The 16,465-nt window shown below is 71.0% G+C and carries 15 protein-coding genes; 8 read left to right on the top strand and 7 right to left on the bottom strand.

The annotated features are described in order from the left end of the window. Nucleotides 1-11: 11 nt before the first annotated feature. Nucleotides 12-1,706: an AfsR/SARP family transcriptional regulator gene (locus ABCQ75_RS06830; RefSeq protein WP_345884159.1), complete on the top strand. Its 1,695-nt coding sequence runs from the start codon at nucleotides 12-14 to the stop codon at nucleotides 1,704-1,706. Nucleotides 1,707-1,754: 48 nt separating this feature from the next. On the opposite strand, the gene ABCQ75_RS06825 is transcribed toward ABCQ75_RS06830, so the two are convergent. After that, on the bottom strand, nucleotides 1,755-4,073 hold the full coding sequence (locus ABCQ75_RS06825) for a coiled-coil domain-containing protein (protein WP_345884157.1): 2,319 nt from the start codon (nucleotides 4,071-4,073) through the stop codon (nucleotides 1,755-1,757). A gap of 318 nt (nucleotides 4,074-4,391) precedes the next feature. On the opposite strand from ABCQ75_RS06825, the gene ABCQ75_RS06820 reads away from it, so the two are divergent. Next, nucleotides 4,392-5,483, top strand: a complete 1,092-nt coding sequence (locus ABCQ75_RS06820) for a methyltransferase (RefSeq protein WP_345884153.1) — start codon at nucleotides 4,392-4,394, stop codon at nucleotides 5,481-5,483. Here ABCQ75_RS06820 and ABCQ75_RS06815 read toward each other — a convergent pair. From ABCQ75_RS06815 to rplM, 6 genes are all read right to left on the bottom strand, one after another. Continuing rightward, nucleotides 5,480-6,421 carry a glycosyltransferase family 87 protein gene (locus ABCQ75_RS06815; RefSeq protein ID WP_345884151.1) on the bottom strand — a complete coding sequence of 314 codons (942 nt, stop codon included), beginning with the start codon at nucleotides 6,419-6,421 and terminating at the stop codon, nucleotides 5,480-5,482. The genes ABCQ75_RS06820 and ABCQ75_RS06815 overlap by 4 nt on opposite strands. A 10-nt stretch (nucleotides 6,422-6,431) precedes the next feature. Further along, nucleotides 6,432-6,815, bottom strand: a complete 384-nt coding sequence (gene mscL / locus ABCQ75_RS06810) for a large conductance mechanosensitive channel protein MscL (RefSeq protein ID WP_345884149.1) — start codon at nucleotides 6,813-6,815, stop codon at nucleotides 6,432-6,434. Nucleotides 6,816-6,868: 53 nt separating this feature from the next. Continuing rightward, nucleotides 6,869-8,224: a phosphoglucosamine mutase gene (gene glmM, locus ABCQ75_RS06805; RefSeq protein WP_345884147.1), complete on the bottom strand. Its 1,356-nt coding sequence runs from the start codon at nucleotides 8,222-8,224 to the stop codon at nucleotides 6,869-6,871. Nucleotides 8,225-8,234: 10 nt separating this feature from the next. Beyond that, nucleotides 8,235-9,314: a hypothetical protein gene (locus ABCQ75_RS06800; protein WP_345884146.1), complete on the bottom strand. Its 1,080-nt coding sequence runs from the start codon at nucleotides 9,312-9,314 to the stop codon at nucleotides 8,235-8,237. Nucleotides 9,315-9,767: 453 nt separating this feature from the next. Further along, entirely contained in the window at nucleotides 9,768-10,265 is a 498-nt protein-coding gene (rpsI, locus tag ABCQ75_RS06795) for a 30S ribosomal protein S9 (protein ID WP_345884144.1), read from the bottom strand. Nucleotides 10,266-10,303: 38 nt separating this feature from the next. Then, complete coding sequence (gene rplM / locus ABCQ75_RS06790) at nucleotides 10,304-10,747, bottom strand: 50S ribosomal protein L13 (protein ID WP_345884142.1); 444 nt, start codon at nucleotides 10,745-10,747, stop codon at nucleotides 10,304-10,306. Between the two features lie 452 nt (nucleotides 10,748-11,199). Here rplM and ABCQ75_RS06785 point away from each other — a divergent pair, with 452 nt between their 5' ends. The 6 genes from ABCQ75_RS06785 (at nucleotide 11,200) to ABCQ75_RS06760 (ending at nucleotide 16,465) form a co-directional block, all read left to right on the top strand. After that, nucleotides 11,200-11,388, top strand: a complete 189-nt coding sequence (locus tag ABCQ75_RS06785; protein ID WP_345884140.1) for a Flp family type IVb pilin — start codon at nucleotides 11,200-11,202, stop codon at nucleotides 11,386-11,388. A gap of 75 nt (nucleotides 11,389-11,463) precedes the next feature. Further along, entirely contained in the window at nucleotides 11,464-11,835 is a 372-nt protein-coding gene (locus ABCQ75_RS06780; RefSeq protein ID WP_345884138.1) for a TadE/TadG family type IV pilus assembly protein, read from the top strand. Further along, a complete protein-coding gene (locus ABCQ75_RS06775; protein WP_345884136.1) occupies nucleotides 11,823-12,854 on the top strand; it encodes a pilus assembly protein TadG-related protein in 1,032 nt (343 codons plus the stop codon). The genes ABCQ75_RS06780 and ABCQ75_RS06775 overlap by 13 nt, the downstream gene beginning before the upstream one ends. A gap of 10 nt (nucleotides 12,855-12,864) precedes the next feature. After that, a complete protein-coding gene (cpaB, locus tag ABCQ75_RS06770; protein WP_345884134.1) occupies nucleotides 12,865-13,644 on the top strand; it encodes a Flp pilus assembly protein CpaB in 780 nt (259 codons plus the stop codon). Further along, nucleotides 13,641-14,834, top strand: coding sequence for a CpaE/TadZ family protein (locus ABCQ75_RS06765; RefSeq protein WP_345884133.1), 1,194 nt, complete (start codon nucleotides 13,641-13,643; stop codon nucleotides 14,832-14,834). The genes cpaB and ABCQ75_RS06765 overlap by 4 nt, the downstream gene beginning before the upstream one ends. Next, complete coding sequence (locus ABCQ75_RS06760; protein WP_345884131.1) at nucleotides 14,831-16,465, top strand: TadA family conjugal transfer-associated ATPase; 1,635 nt, start codon at nucleotides 14,831-14,833, stop codon at nucleotides 16,463-16,465. Before ABCQ75_RS06765 ends, ABCQ75_RS06760 begins: the two co-directional genes overlap by 4 nt.

Genomic DNA, 16,465 nt, shown 5'->3' with positions numbered 1-16,465 from the left:
TGATCGGCAGCATGTCTCTGGAACGCGATGGCGTCCCCCTGCCGGCACCCCGCGGCCGCAAGTCGTGGGCGGTGCTGGCCAGGCTCGCCCGTGCCACAGCGCCCATCCCCCGCCACGTCCTCGCGGAGGAGCTCTTCGACGAGGCCGACGACCCGCTCGGCGCCCTACGCTGGACGCTCACGGAGCTCCGCCGCGCCGTCGGCCTTCCTGAGGCCTTCCGCGGCGACCCGCTCCCGCCCCTGAGCACGCCCGGCCTCGAGCTCGACGTGGGCGAGCTGGCCCGCGGAAGGCTGCCCGAGCCCTGGCCTGAGGGCCGGTTCCTCGAGGGCCTCGATGCGGGCGCCGGCGCCGCCTTCGCCGCGTGGCTGGCGGTGGAGCGCCACCGGGTGGACGGGGAGCTGCTCGCCGCACTGCGTCAGCACACGCTCAAGGCCATCTCGGCGCGCGACGCCGAGCGCGCCGTGTCGCTTGCCGGCGCCATGGTGCGCCGCGCGCCCTACGAGGAGGGCCACCATGTGCTGCTCGTGAAGGCGCTCGCCGAGTCCGGAGACGCGGAGGCCGCCGCCCGGCAGGCCGAAGCCTCCGAGCGGCTCTTCGCGCGGGAGCTCGGCGTCACCGCCTCGCCGGCCATCCGTGCGGCGGCGCGCCCGAGCGTCGCGGGGCCCGTGCCCGGGATAGGGCAGCACGCGACCGCGACGTCCCTGTGCGAGGCGGGGCTCGCCGCGCTGGCAGCCGGGGCCGCGGACGCCGGCATCGAGTGCCTGCGCGGGGCGACCCACGCGGCGGAGCGAGCCCGGGACGCCCGGCTGCTGGCGCGCTGCCTCATCGAGCTCGGCACGGCGCTCGTGCATGCGGTGCGCGGGTACGACGACGAGGGCGCCGTGATGCTCAGCGCCGGCCTCGAGCGCGCCTCGGCCGCGGGGGACGCGGCTCTCGCCGCGAAGGCATACTCCGAGCTCGCCTACACGGACCTGCAGGCCGGCCGGAGGATCAGCGCCGCCCAGAACCTCGCCGCCGCCGAGGGGCTCGCGGGCGAGGACCTCTCCCTGCGGGCGGCAATCGCCGGGTTCGCGGCCATGAACCTGCACGACGGCGGGGACCCAGCCGCTGCTGCGGAGGGCTTCGGCCAAGCCCTCGAGCTGAGCCGGAGCGCTGGGGCCGCCCGCCGCGAGGCCTGGGTGCTCGGACTGGGCGCCCGCAGCCTCTACACGCTCGGACGGCTCGAGGAGGCTGCGGAGTGGGCGCAGGGCTCGTGCCGGGTGGCATCCTCGGAGAGGTGGACCGCGTTCAGGCCGTGGCCGGAGGCGTGGATGGGCCACATCGGCCTCGTGCAGGGGCGCGACCCAGTGGACGTGCGGGAGGCCGCCGAGGCGACCTTCGTTCTGGCCCGGCAGATCCAGGACCCGTGCTGGGAGGGACTCGCAGCCAAGACCGTGGGCCTGACCCACCTCGCCACGGGGGACCCGGTGACGGCGCTGGCCTGGATGGAGAACGCGGCGGCGCTGTGCCGCCGGGTCACCGACTCGTACCACTGGCTGGACGTCGAGATCCTCCTCGCCGTCGCCGGGGCCGCCTGGGCCGCGGGCCGCACGGAGCACGCGCTCGACGCAGCCCAGCGGGCCCTCGCCCTGGCCGCGCAGGGCTCCATGGAGGCGCAGGTCGCCCGCGGCCAGGAGTTCCTCGCCCGCAGCAGTGGCGCGGCATGACCCTGCCGGTGCCGGGCCGGGGTACTGAGCGCGTCAGCTCCTGCTCGCCTATGCCACGCAGCCGCCGAGCTGGATCTGGGGGTCGATCGCGCGGACCGCCGCCATGGCCTTCTCGAGTTCAGCCTGGAGGGCCGTGATGATGGCCGCCTGCGCCGCGACCGCGTCGCGGTTGGCCTTCTTCTGAGCCGTCAGCGTGCGAAGGGTGTTCTGCGCCTCTACGATCTTGCCGTCGAGGGATGCGATCTGGGCCTGGAGCGTCTGGAGACGGGTCTCGGTGGCACTGATCTCGCCCTCGAGCGCGGCGAGCTGCGCCTGGAGGGGCGCCACCCGATCCTGGAGCGCGAGGATCTCGGCCTCCTTCGCCGCGATCTGGGCGTTGGCCTCAGCCAGTTCCTTCGTGAGCCGGTCGAGCTCCGCGTCGAGTGCCGCGACCTCGGCCTCCTTCGTCGCGACGGAGGAGGCAGCGGCGTCGTACGCCTGCTGGAGTGCGGGGACGTCCGCCTGGAGCGAGGAGATCTCGGTCTTCTTGCCATCCACCGCGGCTGCGGCTGCGGCGGCGTCGGCAGCGGCCTGGTCGGACGCAGCGACGAGGCCTGCGAGGATGTCCTTCTGCGCCGTGACCTCCGCCTGAGCCGCTTCGAGGCCCTCGGTCAGCCCTGGCAGCTCGGCCTCGAGGCCATCGACGACCTGGGTCTGGGCCGTCACTGCCGCTTGAGCATCCGCAGCGGCCTGCTGCAGCGCCGGAAGCTCAGACTCGAGCCCAGCGAGCTCCGCCTGCTTCGCTGCGACGTCGGCATCGGCCGCGGTGAGAGCGTCCCGGAGAGTCGAGAGCTGCGTCTGGAGTGCGGCGATCTCCGCTTCCTTCGCAGCGACGCTGGTGTTGGTTGCCGTGACGGCGTCCTGGAGGGGCACCGCATCCTTCTGCAGGGCGGCGCTCTCGGCCTGCTTGGCCTGCAGCTGGCCGGTGAGGGCCGATACCGCTGACTGGAGCGCTTCCAGGTCGCCATTGAGCCCGCTGATGAGGGTCGTCTTGTCCGAGATCTGCGTGTTCACGGTGGTGAGCTCGGCCTGGTAGGCGGCGATCTGCGCCTCGCGCTCCTTCTTGCCGCCGTCCCTGTTGTCCTTGATGGCGCTCAGGCGGGCGATCTCGGACTCCAGGAAGGCCTTGCGGGACTGCAGTGCCGCGAGGTCCGCCTCGGCCTGCGCCAGCTGGGCCTCCTTGGCCGCGATCTCGGACTCCTTCGCGTCGATCTGGAACTGCAGGCTCTCGATGTCCGCCGCGAGGGCGGTGATCGCCGCTTGATTGGCTGCGAGGTCCGCCGCGGCCTGCGCAGCCTGGTACTGGAGCGCAGTGAGCTCGGCCTGGGCCTCGGCGATCTGCGCCTCCTTGGCGTCCCCAGCGTCAGCCGCGGCAGCAGCCTTGTCTGCGAGCACGGCGAGCTCTGCGCGGGCTTGCTCGATCTCGGCTTCCTTGGCGGTGACGGCACCGGCTGCCGCCGTCGCGGCCTCCTCGAGACCCGCGAGCGTCGTGCGGGCGTCGGCAACGTCCGCCCTCTGCTGGTCCAGTTCCTCCTGCGCGGCCGTGCCGAGCGCCTCGAGCCGCGCCAGCTCGTCCTCGGCGGCTGCGACGGCATCCGCCGCCGCTGCTGCATCCGCGGCCGCCTGCTCGGCGGCCGCAGTCAGTCCCGCGAGCTCGTCCTCGGCCCGGGCAATCTCGGCGTTCTTGGCCGCCAGCGCCCCCGCGGCCGCCTCAGCCTGCGACCTTAGTGTCGCCAGTTCGGCCTGGGCAGAGGCGAGCTGCCCCTCGGTCTCGGTCTTTAGGGCCTCAAGCTGGGCAGCACGGTCGGAGAGCTCGGTGAAGGCCGTCTGGGCGTCGGCCTGCTGGGCGAGGAGAGGGGCGAGCTGCGCCTCGACACCCGCACGCTGGGCCTTCAGGTCCTCGAGGGCGGCTCCGGCCGCGGCAGCCTCCTCTTGCGCAGCGGTCTTCTCGGCGGCCAGGGCTGCCAGCTCGGCCTCGACAGCAACGATCCCAGCGTCCAGCTGGGCGAGTTCCTGGTCCAGTGCCTGCACGGCCTGCTCCCCCTCGGCAATCTGGGCCGCCAGGGAGTCCGCCGTCGTCTGCAGCGCAGTCTGCTCGGACTGGAGCTGCGAGACGAGCGTCGCGTTCCTGCGGGCCGCGGCCTTGAGGAGATTGGCCTGCACGTTGCCCCGGTGGGCGAGCTGGTTCACCACCCCATTGCAGATGGCCGCGCCGGATTCCGGAGCCGCACTGGACGGGCCGGCCATGAAGAATGAACCCGTGACAATGCCAGGGATCAGCACGGCGCCGGCGAGCCGTCTGGTGAGGCGGACTGGGATGGGCTGCATGGTTCCCCCTCGGAATCTGCGCTCTAGGTGGAGTTAGAAAATCAAGTGCTCTCAAAACTACGGGCGCACTCTGCCCGTGCCGCTTCGGGCCACCACCTGACTTGCCGCAGCGGGTACGCGTCTTTCGCCCGCGACTACCTGCAGGGGCGGCACCCAGTACTCGGTTTCTGCACCGACGCGGGACGTCTTCCGGAGGCGGCGGACCGGCGCGGTGTGTCCGTGCTCGTCTTCGTCCCCCACGCCGGCCGCCTGCGGCGTGTCGGCGCCGCCGCGCGCGGCCCCCGCCTCCATAACGAGCAGGACGGTACGCTGGGCCGCATGCGCACCCCGCCGCCAGCCGCCGTCCGTGCGGTCCAGCGCGTCAGCGCCGCGCTGGACCGCGCATCCGCCGTTCTCAAGCCGCCCAGGGCACGGTTCCTCGAGGTCTCCGGCTCCATGGCGGCCACCATGCTCCTGCGCGCTGCGGTGCACACGCGCCTCGCAGAACCCCTCGCGGCCGGCCCGCGCACCGCCGCCCAGATCGCGGACGAGCTGGGCCTCCACGCCGACACAGTCCACCGCGTGCTCCGCGGCCTCGCGGTCTACGGGCTCCTGCGGCTGGACCGGCACGGCCGCTTCACGCTGACCCGCACTGGGGAGCTGCTGCTCGAGGACCACCCGCACTCGATGGCCGGCTGGATCCGCTACGCCACTTCCCGCGCCGTGCTCGAGGGCGCGATGCGCCTCCCCCAGAGCCTCCGCGACGGCCTCCCCGCGTTCAACGCGGCCACGGGACGCTCAATCTGGGAGCACCTCGCCGAGCATCCGGATGAGGAGGCCGGGTTCGCGCGCACCATGCGGGAGCTCACCCTCATGGCTGCCCCGCTCATCGTGGCCGCCTACCCGTGGCCGGAGCGGGGGACGGTCGCAGACGTGGGCGGTGGCGTGGGCGCCATGCTCGCCGAGGTCCTCGCCGCCCGTCCCGCGCTCGACGGCGTGCTGGTGGACCAGGCCGGCCCCCTCGCCGCCTCCGGGGCTTACCTCGCGCGTCGGGGCATGGCCGGGCGGGTGCGGGCGGTGGAGGGGGACCTGTTCACGGGGTTCGACGCGGCAGCGGACGTGTACCTGCTCAAGGACGTGCTCCATGACTGGGACGACGGGCAGTGCCTGCGGATCCTGCGGACAGTGCGGTCCGCGGCCGGTCCGGCCGCCTCAGGGCAGGGCGCCAGGGTGCTGGTCCTCGAGTGGCTCCAGGAGCCCAATGCCGCGGCGTTCCCGGTGTCCATCTCGGATGTCATAATGCTCGCCCAGACAGAGGGCAGGCAGCGTTCCGCCGCCGAGCATCAGGCGCTCGGCGCGGCCGCGGGCTTCCGTCCGGGGCGCGTGATCGACACGGGTGCGTATGGGATCGTCGAGCTGATCGCGGCCTAGGAGCCCTCCGTGCCCTGAGGTCCACGGGCCTCCGGGTGGGCCCCTGCCGCGGGGCCCTCGGCAGCTGCGCCGTCCAGGGCGGCACTGCGGGGAGGCGGGTCGAGCAGGAGCAGGCGCGGGACTGCCACCAGGGTCATGAGGGGCAGGGGGCCGGTGAAGACGGGGGCCGCGAGCATGACCGCCGGGGCAAGCAGGAATGCCCACCCCTTCCTGGCGGCGAAGAGGCTCAAGGCTATGGCGGCTGCACAGCGCAGGTAGAAGCTGGCCGTGCTGTCCGGGGTCTCATCACGGTTCTCGAGGAGGAAGCTGATCCAGTCGGTCCACGCGTGGGGCCTGAAGGCCGCGGCCACGAGGACGATCGCCGCGGTCGCCCCCACGGCCCGCGCCACGGCCTTCCAGTCGCGCCGGGCCACGTCCCGGAGGACACCGACTCCCGTGGTGATCTTGGTCAGGATGGGGAACGCCCAGGCCTCCGGTGCACGGACGGCCAGGACCGCGGCCGCCCCGAGCATGAGGTAGATGTTGCCCACCACGAGCTCGGACAGGCAGATGAGGGAGACCGGGACCGCGAACCGGACCGGGAGCGGCCTCACGAGCCAGAAGGCGAGGGCGGCGATGAGGAGCGTCCAGACGGCGCTGAACGCCGGCCAGGGCAGGAGCGCGAGGGGCTTGATCGCGTAGACGAACGCCGGCGAGTACAGGTAGGCGTCCTTCTGCCCGGGGATGCGGCCGTACTCGAGCGGCTCCTGGGCGGCGAGCCAGTACGCGTGCGAGTCCTGCCCCCATGTGCCGTCGGTGAGGAGGTGCACCAGCACCTGCCTGACGGCGGCCAGCGCGAGCACCCAGAGCAGGAAGGGCGCTGCCTTCGCCACGAGCGGGTACTTGCGCGCGAACACCGAGGCGAGGCCCCAGTCCCGAGAAGCTGCCGCTGTCCCCATCTCGCGTCCCCTAGTGCTGACGGGCCTGGAGCGAGTCGCGGATCTCGGTGAGGAGCGCCACCTGCGGATCCACCGGGGCCTCGGGTTTGTTGATGCCCAGCTTGCGGTTGCGGCGCTCGATCATGTGGTTCATCGGCATCACGATCACGAAGTAGATCGAGGCGGCAATGAGGAGGAAGTTGACCACGGCAGTGAGGAACACTCCGAAGCGGATGTCCCCGAACGCGAGGAAGTCGTTGAAGTCCGGCTGTCCCACGAGGGTGGAGATGGCCGGCATGAGCACGCTCTTGACCAGTGCGTCCACCACTGCACCGAAGGCCGTGCCCATGATGACGGCCACGGCGAGGTCGACCACGTTGCCCTTCATGATGAAGTCCTTGAATCCGTTCAGCATGGATTCCACCCTACGCGGCTCCGCCAGCGCGGCCCCACCCTACGCGCGCAGCCTCACGCCGTCTCGAGCGCGAGCTGGCTCTGCACCACGCCCGCGAGGCGGTCCGCAATGGACTGCGCTGTCGCCTCGTCGGCGGCCTCGACCATCACGCGGACGACCGGCTCGGTGCCCGAGGGGCGCAGGAGCACGCGCCCGGTCTCCCCCAGCTCGGCCTCGGCGTCAGCGACAGCCGCGGCCACGCCGTCGTCCGCGCCGACACGCGCCTTGTCCACGCCCTTGACGTTGATGAGCACCTGCGGGAGTCGGGTCATGACGGCGGCGAGGTCCTTGAGCGTGCGCCCGGTCCTGGCCACCTGCGCTGCGAGCTGGAGGCCCGTGAGCACGCCGTCCCCGGTTGTGGCGTAGTCGGAGAAGATCACGTGGCCCGACTGCTCGCCGCCGAGCGAGAAGCCGTGCGCGCGCATCTCCTCGAGCACGTACCGGTCCCCCACGGCCGTCTCGCGGATGCCGATCCCGGCCTCGCGGAGTGCGATCTTGAGGCCCAGATTGCTCATCACCGTCGCCACGAGGACGTCGTCGCGCAGCTTCCCTGCCTCCTTGAGCGCGAGGGCGAGGATGGCCATGATCTGGTCGCCGTCCACCACCGTGCCCTCGTGGTCCACGGCGAGGCAGCGGTCCGCGTCGCCGTCGTGGGCGATCCCGAGGTCCGCGCCGTGGGCGATGACGGCGGCCTGCAGCTTCTCGAGGTGGGTGGAGCCCACGCCGTCGTTGATGTTGAGCCCGTCCGGGTCGGCGCCCATGACGACGACGTTCGCGCCCGCGTCCTTGAACACCTGCGGCGAGCAGCCGGACGCGGCGCCGTGCGCACAGTCCAGCACCACGGTGAGGCCCTCGAGCCGGTGCGGGAGGGTGGTGAGGAGGTGGACGACGTACCGGTCCTCGGCGTCGGCGAAACGCTGGATGCGGCCTACTTCGGCCCCGGTGGGACGCAGCGGCTCGTTCGCGAGCTCGGCCTCGATCGCGTCCTCGACCTCGTCGGGGAGCTTGTGCCCTCCGCGGGCGAAGAACTTGATGCCGTTGTCCGGCGCGGGATTGTGGCTCGCGGAGATCATGACGCCGAAGTCTGCGCCCAGGTCCGCGACAAGATACGCGGCGGCCGGCGTGGGGAGGACCCCGGCATCGAACACGTCCACGCCGGCGCTCGCGAGGCCCGCCTCGACGGCGGCGCTGATGAACTCGCCGGAGGCGCGGGGGTCACGGGCGACGACGGCGCGCGGCCGCCCGCCGTTGTCCACCTGCCGGTGCCCGAGGACGACTGCTGCCGCCTGGGAGAGCCTGAGAGCGAGCTGCGCGTCGAGGAGGCCGTTGGCCAGCCCACGGACGCCGTCAGTACCGAAGAGCCTAGTCACCCGGCCAAGTCTACGGTTCCTGCACACTGCGTGCCGAAACGGTCACATGGAGGCAGTGCCGGGACGGATGCCGCGGCGCGCTGCGGCGCGCCTGCCGGTGCCGGTGCCGTGTGAGGAGCCGCGGGGCCGGGGAGAGGTCCAGTCCCAGCACGGGGAACGCCCAGTGGTCCAGGACCGTGCGGACGGCCTCGCACAGCGCGTCACCGGTGAGGAGCGGTTCCGGCGCCGCGCGGTCCAGCACCTCCGCGTTGAGGCGCCACACGTCCTCCCAGCCGAGACCAGCGAGACGCGCCGCAGCCGGAGCGCTCGCCGTGCCCGGGGCGCTGGCCGCGCCCGCGCCGCTGGCCGCGCCCGCGGCATGGGCGGCGCCTGCGGAAGGGCTGGCGGACGACGTCGGTCCCCAGACGTCCGCGGTCGCACGCGCGCCGGCGGGGGTCAGGAGGCCCAGGCGGTGCATCGCGAGCACGAGGCGGATCGCGCGGGCGCCCGGCCAGCGGCGGCCGGCACCCACGGGGTCCTCGGCCCCGAAGCCGTGGGGGACGTGGCCGAAGGCACCGGCCCCGGAGGCGAAGCGGACCAGCCGGAACCACTGCTCGAGGTCCGGGTCCAGGGCGCGCTGCTCCTCGGCCTGGCTCCGCAGGAGCAGGATGATCCGGCGGACCTCGTTCAGGTCCTCCGGGGAGCTGCTGTTGACCGCGGCGTAGGCGATCCTCGCGAGCGGGTCGGCCCAGTGCTGGGCGGCCCGCGCCCTCAGGCGCGCGCCGAGGCGGGCGAAGTCGAGGAGGATGAGCACCCTTCCGGCCTCCCCCACGGCCGCGGCGTGGAGGGGGGCAGCTGCCGCATGGCTTCCGAGGGCGCGCAGCGTCTCGATCCCGGCGCTGAGCTCCTCGAGATGCTCTCCGAGGGCCCGGAGCGTCTGTCCGACCTCCCCGAATCCGCCGGCTCCCGCGAAGGGGGCACCGCCCGAGTGGAGGAGGGTTGGGCCGCCCTCCGTCTCGGAATGGCCCCAGGACAGGACAGCCTGCTCTGCCTCACCCTGCTGCTGGAGTGGCGCGAACGCGCGCCGGTGGGCGATGGACTGATTGCTCATGATGTCCCCCCAGGGGTGTTGTGCCTCGGGCGGCCGAGGCCTCGGCCGGGGAAGTGGCCACCGATCCTGGAGGACTGTCACCGGTCCTGGCTCGGTGGCGGGGCCGCCCGCTCCCCGGCGCGGACGGCCACCCTGCAGGCCCGCCCCAACGGACCCGTCATGCCTGAGAGGCGCTCCCCCATCGGAGCCTCCCGGGCGCCCACCCCCACCGCTCCCGCCAGCTGCGCGGCGGCGAAGGGCTATAGAACGACGGTAGACCCGGCAGGCCGCAGCGACACCACTTCCCCCGTACTCAATAACATCCGTTTTGAAAAATGCGCAATGCGCTGCGGCTACCCACGAGACCGGCCTGAGTATCGACGTCGGACTACCTGCCCGCCACCGGCGTGTACTCGCATAACGCGGAAGGCCCGCCCCGCGATGCGGGACGGGCCTTCCTGCGAAGGGCTGGGATCAGCGCTTCGAATACTGCGGGGCGCGGCGGGCCTTCTTGAGACCGGCCTTCTTGCGCTCCACGACGCGGGCGTCGCGGGTGAGGAAGCCGGCCTTCTTGAGGGCCGGACGGTTGTTCTCCACGTCGATCTCGTTGAGCGCGCGGGAGACGCCGAGGCGCACAGCGCCGGCCTGGCCGGAGGGGCCACCGCCGTGGATGCGGACGATCACGTCATAGGCACCCTCGAGGTCGAGGAGCTTGAAGGGATCGTTCACCTCCTGCTGGTGCAGCTTGTTCGGGAAGTAGTTCTCGAGCGTGCGGCCGTTGATGGTCCACTGGCCGGAGCCGGGGATGACGCGGACGCGGGCAACGGCCTCCTTGCGGCGGCCGACAGCGGCACCGGAGACCGTGAGGGCCGGGCGCTCCCGCTGGACCGTCTCGGTGGCCGGGGTGCTCTCGGACGTGTAGCTGGTGAGGTTCTCCTCGACCGAGGTGTTCTGCTCTTCGTTCTGAGCCACAGTGTTCTCCTTGGTGAATTCTTGACTAGTGGCCAGGACTACTGGGCGACCTGGGTGATCTCGAAGGTCTTGGGCTGCTGGGCAGCGTGCGGGTGGTTCGGGCCCGCGTAGACCTTGAGCTTGGACAGCTGCGCCGCGGCGAGCTTGTTCTTGGGGAGCATGCCCTTGACGGCCTTCTCCACCGCGCGGACAGGGTTCTTCTCGAGGAGCTCCGCGTAGCTGACCGAGGTCAGACCGCCCGGGAAGCCCGAGTGGCGGTAGGCGCGCTTCTGCTCGAGCTTGGCGCCGGTGAGGGCCACCTTGTCAGCGTTGATGATGATGACGAAATCGCCCATGTCCATGTGGGCCGCAAAGGTCGGCTTGTGCTTCCCGCGCAGCAGCGTTGCGGTCTGGCTGGCAAGACGACCCAGCACGATGTCGGTGGCGTCGATGACGTGCCACTGACGATCGGCGTCGCCGGGCTTCGGAGTGTACGTACGCACAGTAAGTTGCCTTCGTTTCTTGGTCTGGTGGGGCGCCGGTGAGATACACCCCGTTCTTCGGTGCGCTACCGGACCAGAGGTGAGGGCTCCCAGACCAGTCATCCCAGCGTCTCGAATGCACCGCGGGAGCTGATGCCCTGCAACTGGGCACTCCCGCGGCGCGCACCATCGAGGTAGGACACGCACAACGACTATCAAGAGTACCGCGCCCGGCCCGCCGGGGCAAAGCGGGCCACCTGAGTACACGCATACCGGAACCGCGTAGTTTCATACCAAACATGTGTACAAAAAACGAGTACCCTCCGGTGTAGAACCTCCGGCGCCGGAGGAGAATCCTTTTTCTCGTGAAGCCCGACGGCGCTGAATGCGGGGGCCGGCGAGATGGCTTCGCAGCCGGAGGACCTGGAGAACCGGGCCGGCTGACCAGCACCTAGCTAGTAAGGATCAAGACAATGGACAAGTTCCTCACCACCCTCCTCTCCTTCTGGAACGACATCACCCGCACGGACAAGGAGAAGGGCGCCACCGCGGTCGAGTACGGCCTCATGGTCTCCCTCATCGCAGTGGCGATCATCGCGACCGTCACCGCGGTGGGCGTCGCCCTCAACGGCCTCTTCACGACGGTCGAAGGCGCTCTCTGAGCCTCAGGGGCGGCGGTCGCTGGGGCCGCCGCCCCTTCCCTTTCTTCCCACACGGGCTAGACACCAGGGGGACAGATGTCTGTACACCACCGGAGGCGGGAACGCGGCGCCGTGGCGGTCGAGTTCGCGCTCGTGCTGCCCCTCCTCCTCACCCTCCTCTTCGGAATCATCGAGTTCGGGCGCATCTACAACGCCCAGATCGTCTTCTCGAATGCCGCCCGCGAGGCCGCGCGCACCATGGCCATCAAGGACGACCCCGGCCAAGCATCGAGCGCCGCGCAGGCCGTCGCGGCCGGCTACACGATCGCCGTCGCCACCGGCAGCTGCGCGCCCGAGGCGCAGGTCACCTCGACCGTGACAGGCCAGCTCGACCTCCTCACCGGATCCTGGTTCGGCTGGGGCCCGGTGAACCTCACAGGAGTAGGAGCCATGCGATGCGGCGGCTGACACGTTTCCTGACGAAGAGGGTCGGCCCGCGCGACGAGCGCGGCGCCGTGGCCATCATGGTCGGCCTGCTCATGATCGCACTCATCTCCGCTGGCGCATTGGCGGTGGACATCGGGCGGATCGGAGCGGAAAAAGCCCAGCTCCAGAACGGGGCCGATGCCTCGGCCCTGGCCATCGCAGCCAACTGCGCGGACAACCCGGCCTCGTGCACCGGCTCGAGCGGGGGGCTCGCCGGCCAGTACACGCCGGCCAACTCCAACAACGGCTCGGCCGTTCCGGCCTCCATCACCTTCCCGTCCGCAACCACGGTGACGGTCCAGACCTCGACGCCGACCTCGGGGCTCCCGCTCATCCTCGCCCCGGTCTTCGGGGTGCTCACCGCCCAGGTCGACGCCTCGGCCACGGCAGAGTGGGGCTACCCCGGGGCAGGCTCGAGCTTCCCCCTGGCGCTGTCCAACACGTGCTTCGACCTCACCGAGGGTGCCCCGTCCGGCGACCTCCAGGAATTCTCGTACAAGCCCGGCAACGGCAAGAACGCCGGGTCGACGACGGACATGACATGCACACGCAACGCGAGTGGGCAGTCCGTCTCCGGAGGATGGGGCTGGCTCGAGGAGTCGGCTCCCTGCCAGGCCGATACGGCCGTGGACGAGACCATCGGGTCCGACCCCGGCAACGACCCCGGCGACTGCGCCGCGGTCCTCAATGAGTGGCTCGCCACCATCCAGGCGGGAGAGAAGGTCGAGGTCCCCTTCCCGATCTTCGACTATGCCGCCTACCAGGGGAACTCTGCGGAGTTCCACATCCTCGGCTACGGCACCCTCGAGGTCGTCGCCTGGAAGTTCAGCGGTACGGGCAGCAGCCCGTACACCTACATCCCGTCCACGCTCCCCTCCGGTGTCAACTGCCAGGGCAGCGAGCGCTGTGTCATCGGCCGCTTCGTCAGGTTCGAGTCCCTCGAATCCTGGCAGCTGGGAGGCGGCAACTACGGCACCACCTATCACAAGCTCATCGACTAAGGAGACTCCCGTGAGGACCCGCCTACTGGGAGGCGTGGCCGCAGTGATTGTCGCAATCATCGGCACCGTCCTGCTCATCACATACGTCAACGGCGCCGACCGACGCGCCTTCGCCAGCACCGAGACCCAGGACGTGTACGTCGTCCAGAAGCCCATAGCGGCTGGGACCCGGGCTGAGAGCCTCGGAGATTCGATCGTCAAGCGGCCCCTGCCCAAGGCGGCCATCGCCGAGAATGCCGTCACCGACCTGTCCAGCCTCAAGGGCAAGGCGCTCTCCGCAGACCTCGAGCCGGGCGAGGAGCTCCTCGCCTCCCGGTTCGTCGAGCCCGCCGCCCTGCAGACACCCGGCCGCGTGGACGTGCCGGCGGGCCTGCAGGAAGTGACCGTCCGCCTCCCGATCGAACGCGTGGTGGGCGGAACACTCTCTGCCGGAGACACGGTGGGCGTGTTCCTCTCGCTGCCCAAGGACAACAGGCATCCCGACCAGACCCAGCTGAGCTACCACAAGGTCCTCGTGACCGGCGTGCAGCTGGCTACCGGTGCCGCGGCGCCGAACAACGCGGATGCCCCCGCCCCGGACACCGAGAAGAAGAGCTCCGGGGCGCTCGGCGGCTCGAAGTCGACGAGCACCAACACCGGCGAGTACCTCGTCACCCTGGCCCGCACGGCCGCGGACGCCGAGCGCATCGTCTTCACCTCCGAGTTCGGCAAGGTGTACCTCTCGAAGGAACCGGCTGGGGCGAAGGAGAACAACGGAGGAGTCCTGGACCGGACGAAGGTGTTCCGATGAGCCGCTTCGCCCTGATCACAGCGGATCCTGAGTACGACCATATGGTGCGGCTTGCCACGGCGAGCCTCCCCGGTACGATCCAGTCCTTCCCCGTGGCGTTCCTCCCCGGCACCGTGGACGAGGTCTTCGGCCAGCTCGTGGGGGACCAGCTCGAGGTCCTCCTCCTCGGACCGGACCTGAGGGCGGAAGAGGTCATGGCCTTCGCTGCCGCCGTGGACGTGCGGTACCCCCATGTCAGCGTCGTCTACGCCGCTGACCCGGATCCGGACCTGACCCTCGCGGCCATGCACGCCGGAGTCCGTGACCTCGTGCCGCCGGGCCTGCCGGCGGACGGCCTGCGCGAACGCCTCGAGGAGGCGCTCTCGGCGGCCGCCACGCGGCTCGCGGCCTCGCCCGTCCCGGAGTCGCCGCTCGAGACGGGGCGCGGCCGCGTCATCGCGGTCATGTCCCCCAAGGGCGGCGTGGGCAAGACGACCATCAGCACCAACCTCGCGGTCGGACTGGGCAGGATGGCCCCGCTCTCGGTGGTGATCGTGGACCTGGACCTCCAGTTCGGGGACGTGGCCACGGGCCTCACGCTCAAACCTGACAGGACCATCGTGGACGCTGTGAGCGGACCGATGGACCCCCTCTCGCTCAAGACGTACCTCGTGCACCACGCGAGCGGAGCGTACGCCCTGTGCGCGCCGACGAACCCGGCCGACGCGGACCGCGTCTCGGCAGCGAAGGTCTCCGACCTCATCAAGCACCTCGCGTCGGAATTCCAGTACATCGTGATCGACACGTCGCCTGGACTCGGCGAGCACGTCCTCGCGGTCCTCGACCATGCGACGGACGCCGTGTGGGTGTGCGGCATGGACATCCCGAGCGTGCGGGGGCTCAAGACCGGGGTGGAGATCCTGAGCGAGCTCCAGCTCCTGCCCGAGCACCGGCACGTGGTGCTGAACATGGCGGACAAGAGGTCCGGGATCACGGTCAAGGACGTCGAGGCGACCCTCGGCATCCCCGTGGACCTGGTCCTCCCCCGCTCCAAGAACCTTCCGCTCGCCACCAACCGCGGGGTCCCGGCGCTTGCCGACGGCCTGCGCGACCAGGCTGCCCGGGGGCTCTCCACGCTCGTGGAGCGCTTCAAGCCCCATTGGGAGCAGCGCGACCACAAGCAGCTCCACCGAAGGGCGGTGTTCCAGTGAGCCTCTTCGAAAGACTCCAGGCGACCCGGGCAGCGGAGGGCGTCACGGCCCCAGCTGCGTCGGCGAACGACGACGGCACGCACCTGCGGCGGCCAGCCCACTCGGCGTCGGGCACGTCCGGTCGGGATCCGTGGGGGGATCCCGACCGGGCGGACGCACCGGCCAGCGGGCACCCCGAGGGAACGGCCGGCCCGGCACCTGCCGCGGCGGCCGACGGGCCAGCTGGCGAGACTGGCGACGCGCCGGGCACTCCCTCGACCCTCTCCGTCCGTGTCGAGGCGAAGGCGGCCGCGGACGCCGAGGCGCGCAGTGCGGAACCGGCGATCGGGCTCCTCGGCCCCGTCAAGGCCACTCAAGCCCTGCGGGAGCTCAAGGAGAAGGTCACGGCCGAGCTCTACGAGAACGTGGGGAGTCGGATCGCGGACTCGACCCTGAGCGAGGAGGAGCTGCACGCCTACGTGCGCAGCGAACTGCGCACTGTCGTGAGCGAGCAGCAGGTGCCGCTGACCTCGAGCGAGAGGGACCGCCTCATCAACGGGGTCATGGACGATGTCTTGGGCCTGGGGCCCATCCAGCGGTACATCGACGACCCGAGCGTGACCGAGGTCATGGTCAATAGGGCCGACCAGGTGTACGTGGAGCGCAACGGCCAGCTGTTCGTCACCGAGACGGTGTTCGACTCCGAGGAGCAGCTCCGGCACGTGATCGAGCGAATTGTCTCCCGTGTGGGCCGGCGCATCGACGAGTCCTCACCGCTCGTGGACGCGCGCCTGGCGGACGGCTCGCGTGTCAACGCGATCATCCCGCCGCTGGCCGTCAACGGTGCGGCGCTGACGATCCGGAAGTTCTCCAAGGAGGCACTGAGCGTCGCGAAGCTCATCGAGCTCGGCTCGCTCACCCCGGACATGGCGGAGCTCCTTCAAGCGTGCGTGCAGGCGCGGTTGAACGTCATCGTCTCTGGCGGAACCGGAACGGGCAAGACCACGCTGCTCAACGTCCTGTCCTCGTTCATCCCCGCCTCCGAGCGGATCGTGACGATCGAGGACGCCGTGGAGCTCCAACTCCAACAGGAGCACGTGGTCCGGCTCGAGAGCCGCCCGCCCAACCTCGAGGGCGCGGGTGCCATCACCATCCGCGATCTCGTGAGGAACTCCCTCCGCATGCGGCCGGACCGCATCGTGGTCGGCGAGGTGCGCGGCGGGGAGACGCTGGACATGCTCCAGGCCATGAACACGGGCCACGACGGCTCACTGTCCACGGTCCACGCGAACACGCCCCGGGACGCCATAGCGCGCCTCGAGACCCTCGTGCTCATGGCCGGCATGGACCTGCCGCTGCGGGCCATCCGCGAGCAGGTCTCGTCCGCCGTCAACCTCATCGTGCACCTCACGCGCCTTCGGGACGGCACACGCCGGGTGACCCACGTGACCGAGGTCCAGGGCATGGAGGGCGAGGTGGTGACGCTCCAGGATGCGTTCGTGTTCGACTACAGCGCGGGAGTGGACGCCAGCGGCCGCTTCCTCGGCCGTCCCATCCCGACGGGCGTGCGGCCGCGGTTCACGGAGCGCTTCTCGGAACTGGGCATCCCGCTGAACCCCGCGCTGTTCGGCGCACATCTGGGGAGGGTGTGA

Origin of the sequence: Sinomonas halotolerans (assembly GCF_039615075.1) — a bacterium.
Taxonomy (GTDB): Bacteria; Actinomycetota; Actinomycetes; order Actinomycetales; family Micrococcaceae; genus Sinomonas; species Sinomonas halotolerans.
The sequence above is the reverse complement of the archived record's forward strand: the minus strand, read 5'-3'. Positions and strand labels throughout refer to the sequence as shown.